This is a genomic window from Tenuifilum thalassicum (assembly GCF_013265555.1).
Lineage (GTDB): Bacteria > Bacteroidota > Bacteroidia > Bacteroidales > Tenuifilaceae > Tenuifilum > Tenuifilum thalassicum.
Map to the genome: position 1 here is coordinate 2,721,266 of NZ_CP041345.1, position 23,917 is coordinate 2,745,182.

Genomic DNA, 23,917 nt, shown 5'->3' on the forward strand with positions numbered 1-23,917 from the left:
GCTATTTGCGTTTTATCATAAGATAATCCCTGGCTTGCTCAGCATAACAATCAGCACCACGTTTCCTGCACACATTTAACACATATCTCCATTCTCGATATTGACACACGACATTGTTTACAAGGCCAGTACCTGATTGTTCGGTTTTTTTGTCAAGTTACAAGTAAATAAGCAAGTTGCAATCATTTCAAACTACTGAAACTCTAATTGGCTACTCTGTGTTCTGGCAATTGGAGTTTTTTGATAATACAACTTGTCATCATCAAGAATTCTCCAAATCTTTAGCAATTTAGCATTAAGCATAGACTCATGAGGATTCTCAATAATTTTCCATGATAAAACGGTGCAATTATTATCAATTTTCACAACTGGCTCTTCTGACTCTGCTATTTTCAGAATTGCATTTTTTTCACAACTATTTTTATTAAAATTGGGTTTGTCAGCATTTGTGAAGATAAATAATACTAAAGACACTAAAGGTATATACCAGTAATTTTGTTTGTGCGAAAAATTTTTCAAAATAAAAATTGTTGTTTTGGCAAAAACAAACATTAAACTTACTGTTATTGGTATGATTGTGTCATATCTAAGGACATAAGGGCGATAATTTCGATATCCACCAAGAGGTAATAGTGCTATGTAAATTAGAGAAAACAGTCCAATCCATTTAAATGTTTTCAATAGTTTTTCACCTTCTGGATTTCTATATTTATTACGAATAATTAACGCATTGATTAATAAGAATAAAAACAAAACAGGAAATCCCAATTTTTGAGTAAACGAATAGTATATACCTTCAGGTAGTCTTGAATATAATGCTGATAATGGCATTCTATTGGCAATATTTACAGAATTATATCTTCCAAGAAATAAGGAATATAATGAGAGAACACAAATGGGTATCAAGTAAAAATAAATTTCTTGGGGTATATTACGAATAGTCAATTTTAATTTAATAGCTCTTTTGGTAATGTTTGAGTCGTTTAAATTTTGTGAGAAATAATGTATAAAAAACAGCATACTTATCACTAATGATATTCCAGGATTTAAAGGCCCACTTAGGCTAGATACTAAAGCCAGTAGAATCCAAAAGTATTTTATGTATTTCATTCTTTTTAATTCAAATCCATAAAATTGTTTTAAATAAAGTGGAGTAAAATATATTAGAATTAAAATAGTAGGAAGCGCGTAGAAAAAGGTATAGGTAGTGGATGGGTCAATGATACCCATATAGCCTCTATATCCGTTTGTCTGAAAAAGCGGGGTTATTAGGATTGCAGCCACTAAAAAATCAAATTTCATAACGCCTCCCGAAATAAGAATAGAAAGTAAAAAAATAATTATAATTTGAATTATTGTCTTAGCCAATGCGCATGATAGGTATGCGCTATTTAGAGGGCTTGTGAAATTTTGAAGAAATAATGGAACATAATTAAAATATTTATAAAAAGTCCAATGACAGAAAAACCTGTTCGGATTAGGATAAGTTGTATGGTATAAAATAGCTCTTATACCGAATGGACTTTCAAGAATTGGTTTCACGTCTTCAGCAGGAACTATGCCACTCGCCATATCTCCATCAAAGGGTGTATAGTAATTCTGTAAGAATGTGTATCCAATATCCGCAAGTAATAATGCTACTATTAGTAAAGCAAAAACTTTCTTAATCATTTAGTGCCCATAGGTTTAATTAAATGGTTGGTGCGAAACGGTTACATGTATGAAACGTTAGGGATTGCGGGCTTGGTCCCTGTCTGCCGTTACAGAAGCTAATGCGGGGCAGAACACTTAATACAACCACTTAAACCCCAATACTTTATACATAATACTGTATGCCGTTTTTTATATTCTCTATTCGTTATTTTTTTATAATTAGAATTTCCAGCATCCATCGCAGTTTTGTGTTATATGGGAACAAGTTGCTTTCCAGTACTATCTACAAGACCCCATTTACTATTCTTTTTAACACAAACATTTCCTTCTGACCAAATCTCTACATCATCATATTCAAAATGAATATGATTTAATCCTTTCTTATTTATAACACTCCAACATTTCCCTTTTTGAACTGCTAAAAATCCTTCAGAAAAATAACGCCAATCCTCTAACCCGTATGAAGTAAATTTAATACTATCAAATTCAAAATTAACTATAATATTGTTGTATTTATCAATAAGACCCCATTTCCCATTTTTCTTTACAGCGCAATAACCATCTTGCGAGAAAAACCATCGTCCACCTTCAACAGAAACTTCTTCAGAAACAAGAATATCATTGTACATAAATGGCACAACTAACTCGCCTTTTTCATTAAGAAAACCCCATAAACCGTCCTTTTTTGCAGCGGCTCTTTTCTCGTAAAATAATTGCACGTCTGGAATGTAAAATTCATCATAAACACAGTCGGCTAATACTTCATCTTTTTTATTGACTAGTCCCCATTTCCCGTCCCTTTTCACGATTGCCGTTTCTCCATTGTAATCAAAATATTCAATGTAAGGACCTTCCATTCTGCTCGTTTTTTTATAATCAAAAGTATATATGTCATCATAATTAAAGGAAATTATAACCTTCCCTTCACTGCTGATGAGTCCCCACTTCCCATCTTTTTTAACTTTTGCGTAAGGAGAAAAATATACTTTGTTTGTTGGAACACATTTCCCATTAACGTTTCCATATGCATAATTTTCAGCATCAACTACACTGTCGAAAATACAAGGAAATAGTTCTTCACCGTTCTCATATAAGAACCCAATTTTTCCATTGGCTCTTACTAATTTTAAGGTTTTAGAATTGCCATCAGTATCTTCATACCAATCATTGGTTTCTTCCATCGAATCATAATCTTTTGTTTGGCTTTGTGCTACTTTCGATTGGGAAGAATTTCTACATCCAATGTTGATTAAAATTATTAAAGTAAGTAATCCGATTTTTTTTATATCTTCCATTTCAGTTTTATTTTCAGGTTTTGAAGGCTGCGATTGTGTTTTTGTCAAAATGGCATACAACGTATGTGTAAAAGTTAATTGCAGTTTATATATTATTACTATCACTGTGTGTAAGTGCTTGTTATTCTATTGATGTCTTCTGAAGTTTTATTCAAAGTGCTTCAGAATTTTGTGAGAGATCTTTTACAAACATGTCTATAAATATCTGTCGTACTGTTTGACTTATGCCCTAGTATGTTGTTTGCCATGAATATGTTTTATTTTAGTTTATGTATTCATAACCTGTGTGGTAGGTTAAAACAAATGTAAAAATTTTTTATTGTCATCAAAAGGATTTCTCAGAAATATTTATTGATCAACTCAACCTTTGTTTAACCATCGTCAATTTAACCTTGCCAATTGTAATAGCATAATACAATTTTCTGCAGGGGGCTTTTCCCCCATTTGATGAAGAGTTTTAAATGTTTAAAACATGGCGCAGTTCAGTGGTTGGGTGTGTATTATTTCCCAATTTGTTGAGACCAGTCCTAGTACATCGATCTATTCTGATTATTTCCGTTTCATTCCTCTCGCTTCTTCTAACTTTCTCATATCCTTCAACAAGAGATGCTTCGACAAGCTCAGCAAGACATTAATTCAAGATTTCATATTCAAGATTCAAGATTTGTCACATGAAATTCCGATTCCTTCCGAATATTTCCGAATCATTCCGAGTCATTCCTCTAACTTCATTTAACTTCTTCTAACTTCTTCATATTCTTCAAGAAGAGATACCTCGACTACGCTCGGCATGACACAAATGGTTCAAAATTCAAATTTGATATCTTTGGATTTTCGGTTTACAAGAAAACGGCATAAAAGGCTATTCCGCGAATGGGTCGTGGGTGGGTCGTTGCATAGGGCAAAGGAAGCGGTGCTGTTTGAGCCATGCCTGCGGCATGGCGAGTTGCACCGCGCGGTAGACACGACCACGGGGACCCCATCGGAACAGGCTTTTCAGCCTTGATTTTTTGCTTCTTTTGCATCAAGGCAAAAGAAGGGGAAACAAATGTGGCTTCGACAGGCTCAGCCACCGACAAGCTCAGCCACCAGCAGGCTCAGCCACCACAAGCGCAACATTGACAGGTTCGGAGCAAAAAGGCGCTTCCGATTCCTTCTGAATGTTTCCGAATCATTCCGAATTATTCTTTTAACTTCCTCTAACTTCCTTTAACTTCCTCGTATTCTTCAAGAAGAGATGCTTCGACAAGCTCAGCATGACAAACTGATTCTTAGGACAATTAATCAAATTTGCGATGCAACGTCTCATATTCGCTCTTTGGGGTGGTTCTTCCGTGCATCGCAAATCACTTTGGGGCTTGTTGATTCTACCATTAGTTCGCCCCAACGGGGCTGAATTTTCTTTTTGTAAATCGTCAGATATTGAACTACTTTTCGAAACACCAAAAGCGATGAGCGTTAAACGTTAAATGTTAGGCATTAAACAAAAATGGTTTCCGCTACCTTCCGATTATTTCCGAATCATTCTGAGTCATTCTTCTAACTTCCTCTAACTTCCTCTCATTCCTCTGAAAGAGATGCTTCGACAAACTCAGCATGACAAAAGACTTCCGAATGTTTCCAACTCATACCCCCTCATCCATCACCCCAAAAACTCAAGACATAGGCTTCTCATTTGATACTTCCAGCAAAAAGCACTATCTTGTAAAAAATAAAAATAAAACAAAGAGAAAGAGTTTTTAATGCCATTACCAACAAGTTTACTAAGCGATTTAATCACTTTAAGGCAGTATTTACATAAGCATCCAGAACTTTCAGGCTTTGAAAGTGCAACTAGCCAAAAAGTAGCAGAGCTACTTGCCGAAACAAATCCAACAGAAATTATTGAGAACATTGGTGGTTATGGTGTAGCAGCAGTCTTTGATTCTGGGCACAATGGCCCAACAGTCCTATTTAGGGCCGATATGGATGCGCTTCCAATTGAGGAAAGCAACTTATTCGCCTACAGATCGAGCAATAGGGGAATAGCTCACCTTTGTGGCCATGATGGGCACACATCCATTCTTGTAGGTTTAGCCAAAATCCTAAGCGTTAATCCACCAAAGAGAGGGAAAGTTGTGTTACTTTTCCAGCCAGCTGAAGAAACTGGCGAGGGTGCTTCAAAAGTAATTTCCGATCCAAAATTTAAGCGCATAAAACCCGATTATGCTTTTGGCCTTCATAATCTTCCTGGATTTGAAAAAGGAACTATCTACACTCGTGTTGGAACTTTTGCATCTGCATCAACAGGGATGATTGTTGAGCTAAAAGGATTATCGTCGCATGCCGCACATCCCGAAGATGGGAATAATCCCGACAGAGCAATGGCTAATATCATTTTAGGTTTTAACAAAATAGCATCAGAGAAGGCCGGTTTTAAAGATTTTGTACTACTAACAGTAATACATGCAAAATTAGGAGAAGTTGCTTTTGGCACAACTCCAGGTAAAGCAACTGTTATGGCCACGCTCCGCTCATTTGAAAATGGCGATATGCAGCTGTTAAAGCAAAAGGCCGAAAGTGTTGTTAATAGCATTTGCTCGGAATACAACCTAAAGCATACAATAACCTACCAGGAAGAATTTCCAGCAACCATCAACCACCCAGAAAGTAATGAGATAGTAAAGGATGCATGCAATAAATTAGTCCTTAAACATCATTCGCTTAGCCTACCCTTTAGGTGGAGCGAAGACTTTGGTCACTTCAGCAACATTTGCAATACTGCTTTTTTTGGAGTGGGTGCTGGCATCAACCATCCACAGCTACATAACGAGGACTACGATTTCCCCGATGAAATCATTGAACCATCTATTCTTGTTTTTGAACAAGTGCTAAGTCAACTATTAAACGGTTAAAGAATCACACATGCAACAAACATCATACATTGAAATTAGTAAATCAGCCTATCGACATAACATACAATACCTAAAAAAGATAATTGGCAGTAACGTAAAACTTTCGGCTGTAGTAAAAGGCAATGCCTATGGGCATGGCGTTGAAAACATTGTTCCTTTAGCCGAAAAAGCAGGAGTAAACCACTTTTCAGTTTTTTCAGCAGCCGAAGCATTGGAAGTATTTAAGGTTAAGAGTGACAAATCCAAAATCATGATAATGGGCTACCTAAGCGACGAACAAATTGCTTGGGCTATTGAAAACGGAATTGAATTTTATGTATTTGATTTATACCGACTAACAAAAGCTATCGAACTAGCAAAAAGCATTGGAAAACCTGCAAAAATACACATTGAGGTTGAGACGGGTTTTAACCGTACTGGCATTGAATTTGAAGAGCTGCCGCAAGTAACATCGGTAATGCATGAAAACCTCAATCTGATAGAATTTGTTGGATTATGTACGCATTATGCTGGTGCCGAAACTATTGCCAATCATCTAAGAGTAATGAACCAAATAGAGATCTACAACTCGTTCTACGAATATTTTCTTCTTAAAGATTTAGTTCCAAAATATCGCCATACAGCAGCATCGGCGGCAACCCTCACCTACCCACAAACCCGAATGGATATGGTAAGAGTTGGTATTGCCCAATATGGATTTTGGCCTACACAAGAAACTCTTATTCATCAGATAAAAGAAAATAATGCCAAAGAATCAGACCTAAGACGTGTTATTTCGTGGAAAACTCATATCATGTCAATTAAGAATGTTGAGCCTGGCGAATTTGTGGGCTACGGCATTTCATATATGGCCAATCGTAAAACCAAGGTAGCTATACTTCCTATAGGTTACTCCAATGGTTATAGCCGTTCCTTAAGCAACTCGGGAAGAGTACTTATTCATGGCAAACAAGCTCCAGTAGTTGGATCGGTAACCATGAATACACTTAGCGTTAATGTAACCGATATCCCTAACGTTAACCAAGGCGATGAGGTTGTACTAATTGGCAAGCAGAAGCGAGAGTGTATTACCGTTGCATCGTTTAGCGACATGAGCAACCAGCTTAACTATCAGGTGTTAGCCCGATTACCAGGAAATATTCCCAGAAATGTTGTTTCTTAATAATTATACAGTGCAGAAACGATTAACAAGGAAATTACTGAAAATAAAACAATGAATAAAACTCGAACGCATAAGCAAAACGGGCTAGCATATGCCACTTAATCACGTATAAATCAGAACAAACAGCTAAGATCTGGTTTTACACCTATTATAAGCATATCATCCACTTGCTCAAGGTCTCCTTTCCAATCGTCGATAGCCTTCTCAATACTTCTCCTTTGTTCCTCGATCGGTTTCATATAGTTACTTAGTAGCAAATGCCTAAATCGACGATACTTGAACTTTTTCCCTTCTGGCCCTCCAAACTGGTCAACAATGCCATCGGTAAACATATATATCATATCTTTAGGCTGAATTGGGATATAGTAGCTACTAAACAAGCTATGCCCAAGCTCATTTGCCATACCAACCGAGTATCTATCGCCACGGATTTCTATAAGCCTACCATCGCGGACTAAGAATAGGTTAGAAAAGGCTCCAGCAAACTGAAGCATGTTATACTCCTTGTCGATAATACAAAACGACACATCCATACCATCCTTAACCTTAATTCCGCCAGTATTTTCACCATTGCTGGTAGCAAAAGTGTTATGAATAGCTATGCTTAGCCGGTTTAGGATTTCAGAAGCGTCGTCAACTCCCTCGATGTTTGTGATATTACGAAGGAGTTCAATTCCAATAATAGACATGAAAGCACCTGGAACACCATGGCCCGTACAGTCGACAACAGCAATAAATGTTTTATTTCGAGTTTCGTTAATCCAGTAAAAATCGCCACTTACTATATCTTTTGGCCTGTATATAACAAACGATTCAGGAACCAGCTGCTTGAAATGAGAAATGGATGGCAACATGGAATCCTGTATTCGCTTTGCATAATTTATACTATCGGTTATATTTTTATTTTTAAGGGCAAGTTCTTCTTTTTGTTCTCGTAGGGCTTCAAGCACAGCTTCCCTTTCTTGGAGGAGTCGGTTTACGCGTTTTACATTTCTATTCCTTCGAATTATAATTATTACAAAGGTTAAGAGGAGAACAAATATGTAAAATGAGATAGCAAATTTAGTTCTGTACCAAGGGGCAACCACATTTATTTCAAGAGATATAAATTCCTTAGTCCAAACCTTATCGCTATTGGCCCCCATAATCTGGAAGATGTAATTACCTTGGGGTAAGTTAGAGAAGGACACCTTATTGCTAGCACCTAGTTCAATCCATCTATTATCGTGTCCAACTAGCCTATATCGATATGAGTTTAATTCAGGATGAACAAAGTCAAGAGCAGTTAAAGTAAATGTAATATTGCTAAAATTATCGGGCAAAGTAATTCTAGAGTTTTTATATGGTATTATCTCGTAGCTACTTGATTTACTATAAACGCTGACCTTACTTATACTGATATTTGGAGCAACTGTATTTAGTGGTATGGAATCTGGATGGAAGATATTTACACCATCAATTCCGCCAAAGTACAGATAACCTTTATCATCCTTAAAGGAAGAGTTGATATTCAACTCATTACTAAACAAACCATCTCGTTTTCCATAGGTACGGACAAGGTTTGACAAAGGGTTAAATGAAATAAGCCCCTTATTTGTACTCAGCCAAATACGACCTCTGCTATCCTCTTGGATATCATTAACCAAGCCCATCTTCAAACCGTTAAAACTAACCTTATGAACCTTCTTGGCCTTATCTTTAGGATTTATCCAATACAGTCCACTAGTAGAGCCAATCCATATTAAACCATTCATGGATTGATAAAGGCAAAGAGCCTCTATTTGAATACTAACATCTTTAGCAGAAATGCTACAATGCTTTATCCTATCAAGGCTTTCATTAAGATATGAAACGCCCTTACTTGTTGCAACCCAAACACTACCATCCTTATCAACTAAAACATCGTAAACCTCGTTACTAAGAAGCGATAAAGAATCGCGCCTAAAGGCATAAAAGCTAACAACACCTTGCTTACCAACCCTATGCAAACCATTATGAGTTGCAAGCCAAATCCTACCAATAGAATCCTCGGCAATAGAATATATCCTATTATTCCTAAAAAGATCACCTACATATATTCCCTTGTATTCAAATAAGTCGACAATATTTCTCCCCCCTCTTGGATGCACAAAAACACCATTCCGAGTTCCAATAACCATGTCACCATTACGTAGTTTTAGTAACGAATGGATAAAATCATCGGGTATGTAGTTGGGACCGCTTCTAGTATATCTTTTGTTTAATCCTGTTTTTGGATTAAAAACATGAAGCCCAGTTCCCCAAGTGCCCAGCCAAATATTACCAGCATTATCAAGACTTATTGAGGCAATAATATTATTTGAAAAAAGTTTTCTGCCTTGAACATCCTTGCTATAGCCTGATATTCTATTTGTAAATGGGTTAATTTTAACTAGCCCATTTTGAGAAGCTACCCAAACCACACCTGAACGGTCACGTAAAACGCTTGAAACGTTAATAAGTTCGACCCGTTCATTGTTAAAGTACAGGTTATTATATTTTAGAAGATCACCATTTGGTAACACTTTTGCTAATCCCATTAAGCTGCCCACCCAAAGAGAAGAATCGGAATCGAGTCCTAAGAACTGAATCCTCTCAATTAAGCGCCTATCCTCGTTACTTTTAACATTTACCTTAAACCTAGTAAAACTTCCCGATTTATAATTATAAACGCTAATTCCCTTGTCAGTACCAACCAGTAAACCCTTTCCTGTTTCAACAATAGCATTCACCCTATTCCCATAAAGCGAATACCAGTTACCGGGTTCCTCGTGAAATCTTTTAAAAAGCAATCGCTCTTTATCGAATAAAAAGAGGCCATCTTTTGTACCTAACCATAGATTCCCCTTTGAATCCTCAAAAACGGGATTAACATCATTGGATTGGGATATATTAAAAATATCATTATAGTGCTTAAACTTTGTGAAGTCATCGGTTTTAGGATTATAAAGATGCAGCGCATCAATTGTTTTAACCCATATCCGATTACTTTTATCCTTATAAACCCTTAATATTTTATTTGACGAAAGCGATCTTGAATCATTTGGAAGATGAAGGTAGGTTTTAAACTTATTGTTGTGCCTGTCATACTTATTCAACCCATAATAAGTGGCTATCCATAATACCCCATCGTTACCCTCTACAATATTCTGAATATAGTTATTAGATAATGTGGTGCTATCGTAAGGGTCGTTTGAATAAATTAAAAATTCATATCCATCGTATCGGCACAAGCCTTCCTGCGTACCAACCCACAGATATCCTACAGAGTCCTGAATAATTGTTTTAGCAAATGATTGTGGTAGGCCATTATCGGAATTAAAAAGTTCTACATTAACCCTCTGGGCAATACTTACGCTTGTGCTCGCCAGCAAACAAGCACCAAACACAAAGTTTAACAATATGGTTTTAACCCTTTTCAATTGCAAGAATTATGCTAATATACAAAAAAGCTAAAAATATCGAACTACGGCATCACTGCCTACTATAAGTTTTTGGAATTTTAATGAAGGCGATTTAACAAATTCACCTATGCCATATGATTCCCATTTCTTATCGACCAGTTCAATAGTTTTGGTATCCATCGATACAATATTGGGCCATAATCTAGGGAACTTGTCGCTAGGATAAGCTTTTTTTGTACCATCAATAATAATTCTCCAATCCTCTCCACCATTTAATACCATTGAAACATCACGTTGAGGGTCAACATTACCAGACACATACCATAGAACAACCGATAAATCATCTATTACATCGTCCATGTCTACAAGAACTACTCCCTTAATCCCATTAAGTGCATCACTAGCAGTCAGCTTTTCTTTAAAGGTTTTCCAATCACCAACCTCTTTCTTGTTTACTGATATAATTGCTACTGGAACATCCTCATTTACTAAGGAAACATTTGACTTTACAATCTGTTCAGAAATTTCATTTAGTTTCAGAACTAGCTCATCAACATTTACCTCTAACTTATTAAGGGATTTTCTTTCGGATGTTGCATCAATAAAAAGTTTGCTTCCAAAAGCAAATTGGTTTGATGAGTGATCAAGCACATCGAGAGGTCCTTTACCAAAATAGATATCAGTTTCTGGATTGACTACATTAAAAATATGCCTAAGCAACTCCATTCCATTATTTAGGTCCAGAGAGTTAGGAAAAGCAACAAGAATTTTATTAAACATCATTTGACCTGCTCCCCAAAGTGCGTTCATAACTCGATAGGCCTGTCCTTTAAACTCATCCTTTATTTTAACAAGAGCAATATTGTGAGCAACGCCTTCTGCTGGAAGCACCATGTCTTCAAGTTCAGGCAATATTGCTTTACGTATTGGTTCTAGGAATATTCGTTCAGTAGCCTTAGCGATATAAGCGTCTTCCATTGGAGGTACTCCAACAATAGTTGCAGGATAGATGGCTTTCTTCCTATGGGTTATACAAGTAACTGTAAATCGAGCATACCAATCGGCCAAAGAGTAAAAACCCGTATGATCGCCAAAAGGGCCCTCCCAAACCGGTTCGTCGCTAGGGTCAACATATCCTTCAATAACAAAATCGACATCTTCGGGCACTTCTAAATCTACGGTTAAACATTTAACAAGTTTAACCTTCTTATTCCTTAAAAAGCCAGCAAGCAGGTATTCATCAATATTTTCAGGTACGGGGGCAGTTGCAGCATAGGTGTACGACGGGTCTCCTCCTAGCGTAACGGCCACTGGCATTAGCTTTTTTAATCGTTTATACTCCTGAAAATGCTTTGCTCCTGTTTTGTGCATATGCCAATGCATACCAGTGTGAGTACCATCCAGAATCTGCATCCTGTACATACCGATATTTCGAACACCCGTTTCGGGATGTTTTGTGTGAACCATGGGCAAGGTAACAAAACGTCCTCCATCAAAAGGCCAGCATTTTAGAACAGGAAGAGCACCAAGATCGGGGTTCTGATGTATTACTTCCTGGCATACCCCTTTACCTGATTTTAGAGTAGGAATCCATGATGACATTTGACCTAGTTGTGGGAGCGCCTCAAGTTTATCCCATATCGAGTTTTTAGGTTTTGAAAGAAGTTCGAAAAGTTGCGAAATTTTTTCTCTTACCATCTCAAGTTCTTCAACACCAAGTGCAAGGCAAATCCTTTTATGGGAACCAAATGCATTGGTAAGCACAGGGAATTTAGTTCCAGTATTTTCAAAAAGTAAAGCCTTACCACCACCAGGTAATTTCGACTGCCTATCGGTTATTTCTGCAATCTCAAGATCGGGGTCGACAAACCCCTTAATCCTAACCAGCTCCCCATTCGCCTCAAGAATCGATATAAAATCATTCAATGAATTATATGCCATGACAAAGTATTATGACCTAAAAATAAAAAAAGCTTCGGATATTACGTCCGAAGCCTTCTAAAAGTTATAGTAAGATTACTATTTTTTTATGTACTTAAAGTTTTTGCCAGGATAAATTGCGGCATCTCCAAGCATCTCCTCAATACGCATAAGCTGGTTATACTTAGCAATCCTATCAGAACGTGATGCAGAACCAGTTTTGATTAAACCAGTATTAAGCGCAACTGCTAAATGCGCAATAGTAGTATCCTCGGTTTCTCCAGAGCGGTGACTCATGATTGAAGTCATCGAATGCACATCGGCAAGGCGAACAGCATTGATAGTTTCAGTTAAAGTACCAATTTGGTTAACCTTGATAAGGATACTATTGGCTACACCCTCATCAATACCTCTTTGTAAACGCTGAGTATTTGTAACAAACAGGTCGTCGCCAACAAGTTGAATGCGATCGCCCAAGGTTTGAGTCATTAGCTTCCAACCTTCCCAATCGTCTTCGGCCATACCATCCTCAATAGAAATGATAGGATACTTGTCAACCCAAGTTTTCCAATAGTCAACCATTTGAGCAGGGGTTAGCTTATCGCCTGTTGACTTATGTAGATGGTAAACTTTCTCTTCGGGGAGGTAGTATTCCGATGACGCTGGGTCTAGGGCAATAAACACATCTTCGCCTGGTTTGTAACCAGCCTTTTCAATAGCCTGAAGTATAACGGTGATAGCTTCTTCGTTTGATTTAAGATTAGGAGCAAAACCACCCTCATCACCTACGTTAGTAGAATAACCAAGTCCTTTAAGAACTGATTTAAGATTGTGGAAAACCTCTGCACCCATCCTAATGGCCTCAGTAAAAGATTGAGCACCAACAGGCATAATCATAAACTCCTGGAAGTCGATGCTATTATCGGCATGCGAACCTCCATTAAGGATATTCATCAAAGGAATAGGAAGAGTACGAGCGTTTACGCCACCAACATAGCGGAATAGGGGTTGTCCGGTCATTTGAGCAGCAGCATGAGCCACAGCAAGTGAAACCCCAAGAATAGCATTCGCACCAAGATTACCTTTATTAGGAGTTCCATCAAGTTTAATCATGGTTTCATCGATAAGCTGCTGGTCTAGTACATGCATTCCAACAAGCTCATCGGCTATGATAGTATTCACATTATTAACAGCCTTCTGAACGCCCTTGCCAAGGTAACGGCCCTTATCGCCATCACGTAGTTCAACAGCCTCGTGTACACCAGTAGAAGCACCACTGGGAACAGCAGCACGACCAAAATAACCACTTTCAGTTAAAACATCAACTTCTACAGTTGGATTGCCCCTAGAGTCTAGAATCTCACGGGCGTGAATGCTAACAATTTGTCCCATAGTATTAAAGTATTTAAGGTAAAAATTAGATAAAAAAAGGGATAAAGCCATAAGCTCATCCCTAAATAATATTCTTAACAAATAAAATTACTCAGCCTTTTCTTCAGTATTATCAGCATTTTGATTCTCCTGATTTTCGGCCTTAGGTTCTTCAACTTTCACTTCAGCCTCGGGGGCTTTTGTTTTAGTTTCAGCTTTTTTAGCTTTTGAACCACCCCTACGTGTTCTCTTAGCTGCAGGTTTAGCAGCTTTCTCTGAAACGTAAGTTGTATTGTAATCAACAAGCTCAATGATACACATCTCAGCGCTATCACCTAAACGAGCACCAGTCTTCAGTATACGAGTATACCCGCCAGGACGATCTGCAATTTTTTGAGATACTTCGCGGAATAGTTCAGTTACAGCTTGCTTGTTTTGCAAGTAGCTGAATACTACACGACGCTGATGTGTTGTATCCTCTTTACTCTTGGTAATAAGAGGTTCTACATAAGAGCGTAGGGCTTTTGCTTTAGCAACAGTTGTGGTGATACGCTTATGCAGTATCAACGAAGAAGCCATGTTAGAAAGCATTGCCTTACGGTGAGCGCTCTTACGTCCTAAATGGTTAAATTTCTTTCTATGTCTCATCGTAATTATTCCTTATCCAATTTATACTTTGATACATCCATGCCAAACGAAAGGTTCAAACTTTCAAGCAGGTCTTCAAGCTCGGTAAGCGATTTTTTCCCGAAATTACGGAACTTCAACAAGTCGTTCTTATTGTAGCGAACCAGCTCACCTAACGTTTCAACATCGGCTGCTTTTAAGCAGTTAAGAGCACGAACCGACAAGTCGAGATCAACGAGCTTTTGCTTTAAGAGCTGACGCATATGAAGTACTTCCTCATCAAACTCCTCTGCTTCAATTCTATCCTCAGTCTCAAGGGTAATTTTCTCGTCTGAGAATAACATGAAATGGTAAATGAGGATTTTAGCGGCCTCCTTCAAAGCATCTTTTGGATGTATTGAGCCATCGGTCTCAATTTCAATAAGTAACTTCTCGTAGTCGGTTTTTTGTTCTACACGATAGTTATCGATAGAGTACTTAACGTTGCGAATAGGAGTGTGAATTGAATCAATTGGAATGATACCAAACTCACCTTCTTCGGGTCTATTCTCTTCAGCAGGAATGTACCCCCTACCCTTATTGATGTTAACCTCGATTTCGAGTTTAACATCGGGCTCCATTCTACAAATTACTAAATCGGGGTTAAGTACTTTAAAACCTGACAAGAAGTTAGAAAGGTAGCCAGCCTTAAACTCGTTCTGACCTGTAATAGTTATGGTAACCTTTTCGTTATCAACACCATCGGCAATGCGTTTAAAACGTACTTGCTTAAGGTTAAGAACAATTTCTGTTACATCTTCCATTACACCAGGAATGGTAGAGAACTCATGATCAACACCACGAATTCTGATCCAGGTAATTGCATAACCTTCAAGCGAAGAAAGTAAGATTCTTCTTAATGCATTGCCCACCGTGATACCATAGCCTGGCTCAAGAGGACGAAACTCGAATTTACCGGTAGTATCGGTAGATTCAAGCATGATAACCTTATCGGGTTTTTGGAATGCCAGTATAGCCATATGGTACAGGTTTTATTACTTAGAGTAAAGTTCAACAATTAATTGTTCCTTGATATTTTCAGGGATTTCGGATCTTTCAGGTACGTTCATAAACTTACCTTCCATTTTGGTTCCATCCCACTCTAGCCACGAATATTTAGTGTGACGATTTGATTGAAGCGACTCAGTAATAGCCTCAAGCGATTTAGAGCGCTCACGCACACCAACAATATCACCAGGTCTTAACCTGTATGAAGGAATGTTAACAACTTTCCCGTTAACTGTTATGTGCTTGTGTGATACTAGCTGACGAGCTGCAGGGCGTGAAGGAGCGATACCTAAACGGAATACCACATTATCGAGACGAGACTCAAGAAGTTGAAGAAGAATCTCACCAGTAATACCCTTGCTACGAGCAGCTTGCTTAAATAGGTTTAAGAACTGACGTTCAAGTAAACCATAGGTATATTTTGCTTTCTGCTTTTCAAGCAGCTGCATACCATATTCAGAAACCTTTCTACGTTTCTTCATTAACCCATGAACCCCAGGAGGATAATTCTTTTTCTCAAAGTATTTATCCGGGCCATAAATGGGCTCACCAAACTTACGAGCAATTTTGGTTGTTGGTCCAGTATATCTTGCCATTATTATTAATTTTTATTGTTATCAGAAAAGGTTATACCCTACGACGTTTAGGAGGACGACAACCATTGTGTGGTAGAGGTGTTACATCGATAATTTCAGTAACTTCAATACCAGTAGAATGGATGGTTCGGATAGCCGACTCACGTCCTGCACCAGGGCCTTTAACAAACACTTTTACTTTTCTCAAGCCCAAATCATAGGCTACTTTAGCACAATCGGCAGCAGCTACCTGGCCTGCATAGGGAGTGTTCTTTTTAGAACCTTTGAATCCCATTTTACCTGCAGATGACCAAGATATAACCTGACCAGTGCTATTAGTTAAAGTAACTATGATATTATTGAAAGATGAATGGATATGGGCTTGTCCTACCGGATCAACCTTAACTACTTTCTTTCTAGCTGTTGATTTCTTTGCCATAGTTTATTTACTATTTAGTAGCCTTCTTCTTGTTGGCAACAGTTTTTCTCTTTCCTTTACGTGTACGAGCATTATTCTTGGTTGATTGACCTCTTACAGGTAAACCAAGACGATGACGAATACCTCTATAACAACCAATATCCATTAAACGTTTGATATTAAGTTGAACCATAGAACGTAGTTCTCCTTCAACTTTATACTCTTCGTTTAGGATAGTACGAATGGCTGTTATGTTCTCATCGGACCAATCGGCTACTTTGGTATCATAGCTGATACCTGCCTTGTCTAAAATTTTACGTGCGCTGCTACGTCCTATACCATAAATATAGGTTAAAGCAACTTCACCTCTCTTGTTTTTCGGCAAATCTACACCTACTATACGTGCCATATTTTCACTTAATAATTAGTGTGCAAAATTAAACAAATTATCCTTGACGTTGCTTAAACTTAGGATTTTTTTTGTTAATAACGTATAAACGCCCTTTACGACGTACTATTTTACAATCGTCGCTGCGTTTTTTAACTGATGCTCTTACTTTCATTGTATTGTAGTTTTTTGTTTTACTTATACCTAAAAGTAATACGTCCCTTTGTTAAATCATAAGGCGACATTTCAACCTTTACTTTATCTCCAGGAAGAATTTTAATGTAATGCATACGCATTTTCCCAGAGATATGGGCTGTAATAATGTGTCCATTATCAAGTTCTACTCGGAACATAGCATTCGAGAGAGCTTCAATAATTGTTCCGTCTTTCTCTATTGCAGGTTGTTTCGGCATGCGCTCTTAAAATTTAACATTAACGTAAAACTTCTTCAATATAGCTGAAAGTTGAAAGCCTCTCCGCTTTCCCCTTTCTAATCACAACGGTCAACTCAAAATGAGCCGATGGTTTTCCGTCTTGGGTTCTTATGGTCCAGCCATCTGGTTCTTGGTAAATGTGCTTAGTCCCCAAATTAATCATAGGTTCAATGCAAATTACCATACCATCGACAAGCTTAGGACCGCGTCCCCTAACTCCGTAATTGGGCACCTCGGGTTTTTCGTGCATATGGCGGCCTATGCCGTGCCCAACTAGCTCACGAACGACAGAATATCCATTTTTTTCGGCGTATTCCTGGATGGTGTGTGATATATCACCCACACGGTTACCAGCAATTGCCTTTTCGATGCCTTTTTCAAGGCTCTCACGGGTTACCCTTAACAGCCGCTGCACTTCGGGAGAAACTTCACCTACAGTAAATGTATATGCTGAGTCTCCATAATACCCGTGCAAGAGGGTCCCGCAATCGACCGATACTATGTCGCCCTCGCGGAGCTCATAATTCGACGGTATGCCATGAACTACTGCATCGTTGACCGAGATGCAGAGAGTTGCAGGATAACCGCTATAACCAAGAAAACCAGGTACAGCACCGTTAGAACGAATAAACTCCTCCGCTATCTGATCCAGTTTCTTGGTAGTTATCCCCGGCTTTATATGTTTTGCCACCTCGGCTAATGTGCGCGAAACTAAATCGCCATTTTGCCTCAGCAGCTCAACTTCTTCGTCGGTCTTTGATAAAAGCATTATAAAGAACGTTTGGCAATTAATGCCTATAAAGTGGAACGGCCCTTAAGCCTTCCCGACTTGGTTAAACCATCGTAATGACGCATCAGTAAGTGACTCTCAATCTGCTGTAGGGTATCCATTACAACACCAACAAGGATTAGTAATGAGGTACCACCAAAGAACTGAGCAAACTGATTATTCACTCCAAGCTTAATAGCAAAAGCGGGTAGAATTGCAATGATTGCAAGGAAAATAGAACCTGGTAAGGTTATTTTCGACATAATTGAATCAAGGAACTCTACAGTTTTCTTTCCTGGCTTAACTCCAGGGATAAAGCCTCCATTCTTTTTCATATCCTCAGCCATTTGATTAGGGTTAATAATAATGGCTGTATAGAAATATGTAAAGATGATAATTAGCAGGCCAAAAGTAAAGTTATAAAGGAATCCAGTATATCCAAATGCTGCTGCTATTCCAGCAGTAGCATCGAAACGTGCAAATAGCATGGGAATAAACATTAATGCTTGAGCAAAGATAATAGGCATCACTCCAGCAGCATTAACTTTTAATGGAATGTACTGTCGTACACCACCATATTGCTTATTACCTACTATTCGCTTAGCATACTGTACAGGTATCTTTCTGGTACCCTGAATAAGCAGAATTGAAAACATGAAAATCACAAACAGGATAATGAGTTCCAATAGTAGCATTACTAATCCGCCACCTAAATCGCTTACCTTAGATGCGAACTCAGCTGCAAACGCAAAGGGTAAACGAGCAATAATACCAATCATAATGATTAGTGAAATGCCATTACCTATACCCTTATCGGTAATCTTTTCTCCGAGCCACATAATAAACATGGTACCACCTATCATGGTAATAGTAGCAGTTAGGGTAAACCAAAACTTAGAAAGCAGGAATGCTCCTTCGGGAAGTTGTACGTAAAGATTAGTGATGTAGGCAGGTCCTTGGAATAGGAGTATACCTATTGTAAGTACACGTGTTATCTGGTTTAACTTATTTCTTCCGCTTTCGCCTTCTTTCTGCAACCTCTGGAAGTAGGGTACTGCAATTCCTAATAGCTGAACCACAATTGAAGCGGAGATGTATGGCATAATACCAAGCGCAAAGATGGAAGCATTATGAAAGGCACCTCCCGAGAACATATCAAGAAGTCCCATTATACCATCTTTGGTTTGGTTCTGCAATTCTCCCAACTTTGTTGGATCCAAACCAGGAATCACGATAAAACTACCTAAACGATAGATTAACAGAATACCAAGAGTATAGAGAATCCGCTTACGCAGATCCTCTATCTTGTAAATATTCTTTAGGGTTTCGAAAAAGGCTTTCATTACTATTATAATTTTACTACGGTTCCGTTAGCTGCTTCAATTGCTTCAATTGCTTTCTTTGAGAAAGCATGGGCTTTTACCTCAAGCTTAGCTGTAAGAGTACCTTTAGCAAGTATCTTAACTAAATCTTTTCTTGAGATCAAACCTGCATTTATTAGGGTATCAACATCAATTGTTGTGTAACCATGTTTATCGGCTAGGTTTTGAAGAACCTCAAGGTTAATTGCTTTGTACTCTACGCGGAATGGATTTTTGAATCCGAACTTGGGTAATCGACGCTGTATAGGCATCTGACCTCCTTCAAAACCGAATTTTCTTGAGTATCCAGAGCGAGATTTGGCACCTTTATGCCCACGAGTGGCGGTACCACCGTGTCCCGACCCTTGACCACGAGCAATTCGCTTTCTATTTTTGGTAGAACCTACAGCGGGTTTAAGACTATTTAGTTTCATGACCTTTAATCGTTATTATTATCACTATTGCTCTTCAACACGTACTAGGTGTTTTACTTTTGCAACCATACCTAACACATGTGGTGTTGCTTCTAATTCAACGGTATGATGCATGCGACGTAGGCCCAACGAACGTACAATCTCACGTTGTTTTTTTGGGCGACGAATAAGACTACGTACCTGTGTAACTTTTATCTTTGCCATCTTATTTAGTTTTAACCGTTGAACACTTTATTAAGGCTAACACCGCGTTGCTGTGCAATGGTGTGAGCATCACGTAACTCTAGTAAAGCTTGAATGGTAGCTTTAACAAGGTTATGAGGGTTCGATGAGCCTTTTGACTTTGCAAGCACGTCGGTTACTCCAACGCTCTCAAGTACAGCACGCATAGCACCACCAGCTTTCACTCCAGTACCATGCGATGCAGGCTTAATAAGAACTCTTGATCCACTGAACTTTGCTTCTTGCTCGTGTGGGATAGTACCATTAATAATAGGTACTTTCACCAAGTTCTTTTTAGCATCCTCAATACCTTTTGCAATTGCAGCGGTTACCTCACTAGCTTTACCTAAGCCATAACCTACAACTCCATTTTCATTACCTACAACTACAATGGCAGAGAAGCTGAATGTTCTACCCCCTTTGGTAACCTTGGTTACACGCTGTATGCTAACCAGCCTGTCTTTTAGTTCAAGATCGCTGGCTTTTACTCTACGTATGTTGGTATTTTGTGACATCGTTCTTAGAATTTAAGTCCACCTTCTCTTGCAGCATCAGCAAGTGCTTTAATACGACCATGATATAGATTACCTCCACGATCGAATACTACCTGCTCAATACCTTTAGCAAGAGCATTTTTAGCAGCAAGCTGACCAACAAGACGGGCTTGTTCGGTTTTTGTTATATTTTTATTCTCAGCAATCTCTTTCGACATAGAAGATGCGGAAGCTAGTGTAACACCATTCACATCATCGATAAACTGTACGTATATGTTGGTGTTGCTTCTAAAAACCGACATACGTGGTTTTTGAGCGGTTCCCGAAACCTTTTTGCGGATTCTTCTACGAATGCGCTGCTTTCTTTCTAATTTACTTAAAGCCATATCTCTCTTTCAGTTTTACGGGTTATACACTAGCTGACTTACCAGCCTTCTTACGAATAACTTCACCCACAAAACGAATACCTTTACCTTTGTATGGTTCTGGTTTACGTAGCGAGCGTATTTTAGCAGCCACCTGTCCTAGTAGTTGCTTATCAATGCTTTTTAGAATCACCTTAGGGGTTCCTTTTTTCTCGGTGATGGTTTCTACCTTAACTTCTTTAGGAAGTTCAAAGTAGATATCATGAGAAAACCCTAAGCTAAGCTCAAGTATTTGTCCTTTAGCTTCGGCTTTATACCCTACACCAACAAGCTCTTGTCTAATTTCAAAACCTTGAGATACCCCAACAACCATGTTGTTGATAAGTGAACGATAAAGACCGTGTAATGAACGATGGCGTTTTTGATCAGTTGGTCTGGTGAGAACAACTTGATTTCCCTCTACCTTTACGGTAATATCCGGATCTACTTTTTGCTTTAGTTCTCCGAGAGGGCCTTTCACGCTTACCACATTATCGGGACTAATATTCACCGTAACGCCTTGTGGTAAGTTTACAGGTTTTTTTCCTATTCTCGACATTATCTTATAAATTATGCAATTTTAGTAAACATAGCAAACAACTTCGCCACCAATGTTTTTAGTACGTGCTTCCTTATCGGTCATTAGGCCTTGAGAAGTGCTTATTATAGCAATCCCCAAACCATTCAAAACCCTTGGAAGTTCTCTAGCGTTAACATACCTGCGCAAGCCCGGCTTGCTAACGCGCTCTAAATGCTTAATGGCGCAAGCTTTAGTTTCAGGATGATATTTTAAAGCAATCTTGATAATACCTTGCTTTCCATCATCTTCAAATTTATAATTTAGGATGTACCCCTTATCGAACAAGATCTTGGTCATTTCCTTTTTCATGTTCGAAGCGGGCACCTCAACAACCCGATGGCGAGCCATCACGGCGTTACGAATTCGGGTTAGGTAATCTGCAATTGGGTCGGTAATCATTGCTTCGTTATATTATTTAGTTTCTACCAACTAGCTTTTTTCACACCTGGGATTAACCCTTTTGAAGCCATTTCACGGAAGGTAATACGGCTTATACCAAACTGGCGCATATAACCTCTTGGCCTTCCGGTTATGCTGCAACGATTACGTAGACGGATTGGGTTAGAGTTACGAGGTAACTTTTGTAATCCAACGTAATCACCTTCAGCTTTTAACTTGGCTCTTTTCTCGGCGTATTTTTCTACGAGTTTAGCACGGCGAACTTCACGTGCTTTCATTGATTCTTTTGCCATAGACTATTGCTTTTTAGCATTTTTAAAAGGTAAACCAAACTCACGTAGGAGCGCATATGCTTCTTCATCGTTATCGGTAGAGGTAACAAAGGTGATTTCTGCACCTAAGATTTTATTTACCTTATCGATATCGATTTCAGGGAAAATAATATGCTCTTGAATACCGAGTGTATAGTTACCACGGCCATCAAGTTTATCGTTAATTCCCTTAAAATCGCGGATACGAGGCAATGAAACGCTAATTAAGCGTTCCATGAACTCATACATCCTATCGCGACGGAGAGTAACTTTAACGCCGATAGGCATTCCTCTACGGAGTTTAAAATTTGATATATCCTTACGCGAGTAGGTAAGAATAGCCTTTTGACCAGCAATTTGTGTTAGTTCAGCCTGTGCTTGCTCAATAAGCTTACGATCGGCTACTGCTTGTCCTATCCCTTGGTTGATTACTATCTTCTTCAACCGGGGAACCTGCATCACGCTCTTGTAGTTAAACTGTTTCATGAGCGCGGGGACAATTTCCTCCCTATATTTTTTCTTTAGGGTTGGTACGTATTCCATTACTTAATCTCCTCTCCTGATTTTTTTGAGTAACGAACTAGTTTACCCTTATCGTTTAGTCGACGACCAATACGAGTAGGTTTTCCTGTGGTAGGATCAACTACCATAAGGTTTGAAATATGGATAGGGGCTTCCTTCTTTATAATACCACCTTGTGGGTATTGAGAGTTGGGCTTAGTGTGCCTTGAAACCATATTTACACCTTCAACTATAGCACGTTGTTTCTCAACGAGCACCTTGAGCACGCGGCCCTGTTGGCCCTTTGATTCACCGGAGATTACGTAAACCATATCCCCTTTCTTGATATGTAACTTTGCCATAATTCTTCAGTTTGGGGTTTATAACACCTCAGGTGCAAGTGAAACAATCTTCATATATCCATCACGTAACTCACGGGCAACGGGACCAAAAATACGAGTACCACGAATTTCGCCCTGGTTGTTTAGCAAAACGCAAGCGTTATCGTCGAAGCGAATATATGAGCCATCGGGACGACGAACTTCCTTCTTGGTTCTTACAACTACTGCTTTGCTAACAGTACCTTTTTTTACGTCGCTACCTGGGATCGCACTCTTTACAGTTACTACTATTTTGTCGCCAATTCTCGCATAGCGCTTACGAGTACCTCCCAGAACTCTGATACAGAGCACTTCCTTTGCTCCGCTATTATCAGCTACTACTAGTCTACTTTCCTGTTGTATCATGACTACTTAGCCTTTTCAATAATTTCAACTAACCTCCAGCGTTTAAGCTTGCTAAGAGGGCGTGTCTCCATAATGCGAACTATGTCGCCTACGTTGCAATCGTTCTTCTCGTCGTGAGCGTAGAACTTGGTAGTTTTATTAACAAACTTACCGTAAATAGGGTGCTTTACTTTTCGCTTAACAGCAACCACGATAGATTTATCCATCTTGTTGCTAACTACCACCCCGATACGCTCCTTGCGATTATTTCTTTTAACTTGGTTTTCTTGTTCCATAGCTTAAAAAGCATTACTTGTTTTGACTGAGTTTCCGCTGGTTCAGGATCGTTTTGAGCCTGGCAATGTTCCTGCGGGCTTCTTTAATTTTCAGTGGATTATCCAAAGGAGATATGCTATGGTTCAACCTTAACTTAATAAGGTTGCTTTTTTCCAGCTCAATGCGTTCAACAATCTCCTTATCTGTAAGCTCACGGATTTCTGCTGCTTTCATG

General features: G+C 38.7%; 29 protein-coding genes. 3 read left to right on the forward strand and 26 right to left on the reverse strand.

Annotated features, from left to right (window positions below; genetic code table 11):
- Nucleotides 1-192: 192 nt before the first annotated feature.
- Together FHG85_RS11260 and FHG85_RS11265 are read right to left on the reverse strand one after the other, a co-directional pair.
- Nucleotides 193-1,671 (reverse strand): hypothetical protein, encoded by a 1,479-nt coding sequence (locus FHG85_RS11260; protein WP_173075940.1) that lies wholly within the window; start codon nucleotides 1,669-1,671, stop codon nucleotides 193-195.
- A 233-nt stretch (nucleotides 1,672-1,904) separates the two neighbouring features.
- Nucleotides 1,905-2,948: a WG repeat-containing protein gene (locus FHG85_RS11265; RefSeq protein ID WP_173075942.1), complete on the reverse strand. Its 1,044-nt coding sequence runs from the start codon at nucleotides 2,946-2,948 to the stop codon at nucleotides 1,905-1,907.
- A 1,295-nt stretch (nucleotides 2,949-4,243) separates the two neighbouring features.
- Between FHG85_RS11265 and FHG85_RS11270 the strand changes: the two genes are divergently transcribed.
- From FHG85_RS11270 to alr, 3 genes are all read left to right on the forward strand, one after another.
- Complete coding sequence (locus FHG85_RS11270; RefSeq protein WP_173075944.1) at nucleotides 4,244-4,417, forward strand: hypothetical protein; 174 nt, start codon at nucleotides 4,244-4,246, stop codon at nucleotides 4,415-4,417.
- A 273-nt stretch (nucleotides 4,418-4,690) separates the two neighbouring features.
- Nucleotides 4,691-5,842, forward strand: a complete 1,152-nt coding sequence (locus FHG85_RS11275; RefSeq protein WP_173075946.1) for an amidohydrolase — start codon at nucleotides 4,691-4,693, stop codon at nucleotides 5,840-5,842.
- A gap of 10 nt (nucleotides 5,843-5,852) precedes the next feature.
- Nucleotides 5,853-7,004 (forward strand): alanine racemase, encoded by a 1,152-nt coding sequence (gene alr, locus FHG85_RS11280; RefSeq protein ID WP_173075948.1) that lies wholly within the window; start codon nucleotides 5,853-5,855, stop codon nucleotides 7,002-7,004.
- Between the two features lie 113 nt (nucleotides 7,005-7,117).
- On the opposite strand, the gene FHG85_RS11285 is transcribed toward alr, so the two are convergent.
- The 24 genes from FHG85_RS11285 to rpmC form a co-directional block, all read right to left on the reverse strand.
- Nucleotides 7,118-10,444 carry a ligand-binding sensor domain-containing protein gene (locus tag FHG85_RS11285; RefSeq protein WP_173075950.1) on the reverse strand — a complete coding sequence of 1,109 codons (3,327 nt, stop codon included), beginning with the start codon at nucleotides 10,442-10,444 and terminating at the stop codon, nucleotides 7,118-7,120.
- Between the two features lie 30 nt (nucleotides 10,445-10,474).
- On the reverse strand, nucleotides 10,475-12,367 hold the full coding sequence (locus tag FHG85_RS11290) for a menaquinone biosynthesis decarboxylase (protein WP_173075952.1): 1,893 nt from the start codon (nucleotides 12,365-12,367) through the stop codon (nucleotides 10,475-10,477).
- Nucleotides 12,368-12,445: 78 nt separating this feature from the next.
- The gene (eno, locus tag FHG85_RS11295; protein ID WP_173075954.1) at nucleotides 12,446-13,738 is read right to left on the reverse strand and encodes a phosphopyruvate hydratase; all 1,293 of its coding nucleotides are present in this window, start codon (nucleotides 13,736-13,738) and stop codon (nucleotides 12,446-12,448) included.
- A gap of 87 nt (nucleotides 13,739-13,825) precedes the next feature.
- The gene (gene rplQ, locus FHG85_RS11300) at nucleotides 13,826-14,365 is read right to left on the reverse strand and encodes a 50S ribosomal protein L17 (protein WP_173075956.1); all 540 of its coding nucleotides are present in this window, start codon (nucleotides 14,363-14,365) and stop codon (nucleotides 13,826-13,828) included.
- Nucleotides 14,366-14,370: 5 nt separating this feature from the next.
- A complete protein-coding gene (locus FHG85_RS11305; RefSeq protein ID WP_173075958.1) occupies nucleotides 14,371-15,363 on the reverse strand; it encodes a DNA-directed RNA polymerase subunit alpha in 993 nt (330 codons plus the stop codon).
- Between the two features lie 15 nt (nucleotides 15,364-15,378).
- On the reverse strand, nucleotides 15,379-15,987 hold the full coding sequence (gene rpsD, locus FHG85_RS11310; protein WP_173075959.1) for a 30S ribosomal protein S4: 609 nt from the start codon (nucleotides 15,985-15,987) through the stop codon (nucleotides 15,379-15,381).
- Between the two features lie 31 nt (nucleotides 15,988-16,018).
- Nucleotides 16,019-16,405, reverse strand: a complete 387-nt coding sequence (rpsK, locus tag FHG85_RS11315) for a 30S ribosomal protein S11 (protein WP_173075960.1) — start codon at nucleotides 16,403-16,405, stop codon at nucleotides 16,019-16,021.
- 10 nt (nucleotides 16,406-16,415) lie between these two features.
- Nucleotides 16,416-16,793, reverse strand: coding sequence for a 30S ribosomal protein S13 (gene rpsM / locus FHG85_RS11320; RefSeq protein ID WP_173075962.1), 378 nt, complete (start codon nucleotides 16,791-16,793; stop codon nucleotides 16,416-16,418).
- 37 nt (nucleotides 16,794-16,830) lie between these two features.
- Entirely contained in the window at nucleotides 16,831-16,947 is a 117-nt protein-coding gene (gene ykgO, locus FHG85_RS11325; protein WP_101259629.1) for a type B 50S ribosomal protein L36, read from the reverse strand.
- 19 nt (nucleotides 16,948-16,966) lie between these two features.
- On the reverse strand, nucleotides 16,967-17,185 hold the full coding sequence (gene infA, locus FHG85_RS11330; RefSeq protein WP_173075964.1) for a translation initiation factor IF-1: 219 nt from the start codon (nucleotides 17,183-17,185) through the stop codon (nucleotides 16,967-16,969).
- 19 nt (nucleotides 17,186-17,204) lie between these two features.
- A complete protein-coding gene (gene map, locus FHG85_RS11335) occupies nucleotides 17,205-17,975 on the reverse strand; it encodes a type I methionyl aminopeptidase (protein ID WP_173075966.1) in 771 nt (256 codons plus the stop codon).
- Between the two features lie 26 nt (nucleotides 17,976-18,001).
- Complete coding sequence (gene secY / locus FHG85_RS11340; protein WP_173075968.1) at nucleotides 18,002-19,318, reverse strand: preprotein translocase subunit SecY; 1,317 nt, start codon at nucleotides 19,316-19,318, stop codon at nucleotides 18,002-18,004.
- 5 nt (nucleotides 19,319-19,323) lie between these two features.
- Nucleotides 19,324-19,770: a 50S ribosomal protein L15 gene (gene rplO, locus FHG85_RS11345; protein ID WP_173075970.1), complete on the reverse strand. Its 447-nt coding sequence runs from the start codon at nucleotides 19,768-19,770 to the stop codon at nucleotides 19,324-19,326.
- A gap of 24 nt (nucleotides 19,771-19,794) precedes the next feature.
- A complete protein-coding gene (gene rpmD, locus FHG85_RS11350; RefSeq protein ID WP_173075972.1) occupies nucleotides 19,795-19,974 on the reverse strand; it encodes a 50S ribosomal protein L30 in 180 nt (59 codons plus the stop codon).
- 11 nt (nucleotides 19,975-19,985) lie between these two features.
- The gene (gene rpsE, locus FHG85_RS11355; RefSeq protein WP_173075974.1) at nucleotides 19,986-20,507 is read right to left on the reverse strand and encodes a 30S ribosomal protein S5; all 522 of its coding nucleotides are present in this window, start codon (nucleotides 20,505-20,507) and stop codon (nucleotides 19,986-19,988) included.
- A 5-nt stretch (nucleotides 20,508-20,512) separates the two neighbouring features.
- A complete protein-coding gene (gene rplR / locus FHG85_RS11360; RefSeq protein WP_173075976.1) occupies nucleotides 20,513-20,872 on the reverse strand; it encodes a 50S ribosomal protein L18 in 360 nt (119 codons plus the stop codon).
- A 22-nt stretch (nucleotides 20,873-20,894) separates the two neighbouring features.
- Nucleotides 20,895-21,449, reverse strand: a complete 555-nt coding sequence (gene rplF, locus FHG85_RS11365) for a 50S ribosomal protein L6 (RefSeq protein WP_173075978.1) — start codon at nucleotides 21,447-21,449, stop codon at nucleotides 20,895-20,897.
- Between the two features lie 21 nt (nucleotides 21,450-21,470).
- Nucleotides 21,471-21,866, reverse strand: coding sequence for a 30S ribosomal protein S8 (gene rpsH / locus FHG85_RS11370; RefSeq protein ID WP_220429279.1), 396 nt, complete (start codon nucleotides 21,864-21,866; stop codon nucleotides 21,471-21,473).
- A 26-nt stretch (nucleotides 21,867-21,892) separates the two neighbouring features.
- The gene (gene rpsN / locus FHG85_RS11375) at nucleotides 21,893-22,162 is read right to left on the reverse strand and encodes a 30S ribosomal protein S14 (RefSeq protein ID WP_173075983.1); all 270 of its coding nucleotides are present in this window, start codon (nucleotides 22,160-22,162) and stop codon (nucleotides 21,893-21,895) included.
- Nucleotides 22,163-22,165: 3 nt separating this feature from the next.
- A complete protein-coding gene (rplE, locus tag FHG85_RS11380) occupies nucleotides 22,166-22,723 on the reverse strand; it encodes a 50S ribosomal protein L5 (RefSeq protein WP_173075985.1) in 558 nt (185 codons plus the stop codon).
- Entirely contained in the window at nucleotides 22,723-23,043 is a 321-nt protein-coding gene (gene rplX / locus FHG85_RS11385; protein WP_173075987.1) for a 50S ribosomal protein L24, read from the reverse strand. The genes rplE and rplX overlap by 1 nt, the downstream gene beginning before the upstream one ends.
- 18 nt (nucleotides 23,044-23,061) lie before the next feature.
- Complete coding sequence (gene rplN / locus FHG85_RS11390) at nucleotides 23,062-23,427, reverse strand: 50S ribosomal protein L14 (RefSeq protein WP_173075989.1); 366 nt, start codon at nucleotides 23,425-23,427, stop codon at nucleotides 23,062-23,064.
- Between the two features lie 2 nt (nucleotides 23,428-23,429).
- Nucleotides 23,430-23,702: a 30S ribosomal protein S17 gene (rpsQ, locus tag FHG85_RS11395; RefSeq protein ID WP_173075991.1), complete on the reverse strand. Its 273-nt coding sequence runs from the start codon at nucleotides 23,700-23,702 to the stop codon at nucleotides 23,430-23,432.
- A 13-nt stretch (nucleotides 23,703-23,715) separates the two neighbouring features.
- Entirely contained in the window at nucleotides 23,716-23,916 is a 201-nt protein-coding gene (gene rpmC, locus FHG85_RS11400; protein ID WP_173075993.1) for a 50S ribosomal protein L29, read from the reverse strand.
- Between the last annotated feature and the right edge of the window lies 1 nt (nucleotide 23,917).

Excerpts from the sequence above, each read along its gene's own strand:
- FHG85_RS11260 (WP_173075940.1), bottom strand. The coding sequence starts at position 1,671 with ATGATTAAGAAAGTTTTTGCTTTACTAATAGTAGCATTATTACTTGCG.
- FHG85_RS11265 (WP_173075942.1), bottom strand. The coding sequence starts at position 2,948 with ATGGAAGATATAAAAAAAATCGGATTACTTACTTTAATAATTTTAATC.
- FHG85_RS11270 (WP_173075944.1), top strand. The coding sequence starts at position 4,244 with ATGCAACGTCTCATATTCGCTCTTTGGGGTGGTTCTTCCGTGCATCGC.
- FHG85_RS11275 (WP_173075946.1), top strand. The coding sequence starts at position 4,691 with ATGCCATTACCAACAAGTTTACTAAGCGATTTAATCACTTTAAGGCAG.
- alr (WP_173075948.1), top strand. The coding sequence starts at position 5,853 with ATGCAACAAACATCATACATTGAAATTAGTAAATCAGCCTATCGACAT.
- FHG85_RS11290 (WP_173075952.1), bottom strand. The coding sequence starts at position 12,367 with ATGGCATATAATTCATTGAATGATTTTATATCGATTCTTGAGGCGAAT.
- eno (WP_173075954.1), bottom strand. The coding sequence starts at position 13,738 with ATGGGACAAATTGTTAGCATTCACGCCCGTGAGATTCTAGACTCTAGG.
- rplQ (WP_173075956.1), bottom strand. The coding sequence starts at position 14,365 with ATGAGACATAGAAAGAAATTTAACCATTTAGGACGTAAGAGCGCTCAC.
- FHG85_RS11305 (WP_173075958.1), bottom strand. The coding sequence starts at position 15,363 with ATGGCTATACTGGCATTCCAAAAACCCGATAAGGTTATCATGCTTGAA.
- rpsD (WP_173075959.1), bottom strand. The coding sequence starts at position 15,987 with ATGGCAAGATATACTGGACCAACAACCAAAATTGCTCGTAAGTTTGGT.
- rpsK (WP_173075960.1), bottom strand. The coding sequence starts at position 16,405 with ATGGCAAAGAAATCAACAGCTAGAAAGAAAGTAGTTAAGGTTGATCCG.
- rpsM (WP_173075962.1), bottom strand. The coding sequence starts at position 16,793 with ATGGCACGTATAGTAGGTGTAGATTTGCCGAAAAACAAGAGAGGTGAA.
- ykgO (WP_101259629.1), bottom strand. The coding sequence starts at position 16,947 with ATGAAAGTAAGAGCATCAGTTAAAAAACGCAGCGACGATTGTAAAATA.
- infA (WP_173075964.1), bottom strand. The coding sequence starts at position 17,185 with ATGCCGAAACAACCTGCAATAGAGAAAGACGGAACAATTATTGAAGCT.
- map (WP_173075966.1), bottom strand. The coding sequence starts at position 17,975 with ATGCTTTTATCAAAGACCGACGAAGAAGTTGAGCTGCTGAGGCAAAAT.
- secY (WP_173075968.1), bottom strand. The coding sequence starts at position 19,318 with ATGAAAGCCTTTTTCGAAACCCTAAAGAATATTTACAAGATAGAGGAT.
- rplO (WP_173075970.1), bottom strand. The coding sequence starts at position 19,770 with ATGAAACTAAATAGTCTTAAACCCGCTGTAGGTTCTACCAAAAATAGA.
- rpmD (WP_173075972.1), bottom strand. The coding sequence starts at position 19,974 with ATGGCAAAGATAAAAGTTACACAGGTACGTAGTCTTATTCGTCGCCCA.
- rpsE (WP_173075974.1), bottom strand. The coding sequence starts at position 20,507 with ATGTCACAAAATACCAACATACGTAGAGTAAAAGCCAGCGATCTTGAA.
- rplR (WP_173075976.1), bottom strand. The coding sequence starts at position 20,872 with ATGGCTTTAAGTAAATTAGAAAGAAAGCAGCGCATTCGTAGAAGAATC.
- rplF (WP_173075978.1), bottom strand. The coding sequence starts at position 21,449 with ATGTCGAGAATAGGAAAAAAACCTGTAAACTTACCACAAGGCGTTACG.
- rpsN (WP_173075983.1), bottom strand. The coding sequence starts at position 22,162 with ATGGCAAAAGAATCAATGAAAGCACGTGAAGTTCGCCGTGCTAAACTC.
- rplE (WP_173075985.1), bottom strand. The coding sequence starts at position 22,723 with ATGGAATACGTACCAACCCTAAAGAAAAAATATAGGGAGGAAATTGTC.
- rplX (WP_173075987.1), bottom strand. The coding sequence starts at position 23,043 with ATGGCAAAGTTACATATCAAGAAAGGGGATATGGTTTACGTAATCTCC.
- rplN (WP_173075989.1), bottom strand. The coding sequence starts at position 23,427 with ATGATACAACAGGAAAGTAGACTAGTAGTAGCTGATAATAGCGGAGCA.
- rpsQ (WP_173075991.1), bottom strand. The coding sequence starts at position 23,702 with ATGGAACAAGAAAACCAAGTTAAAAGAAATAATCGCAAGGAGCGTATC.
- rpmC (WP_173075993.1), bottom strand. The coding sequence starts at position 23,916 with ATGAAAGCAGCAGAAATCCGTGAGCTTACAGATAAGGAGATTGTTGAA.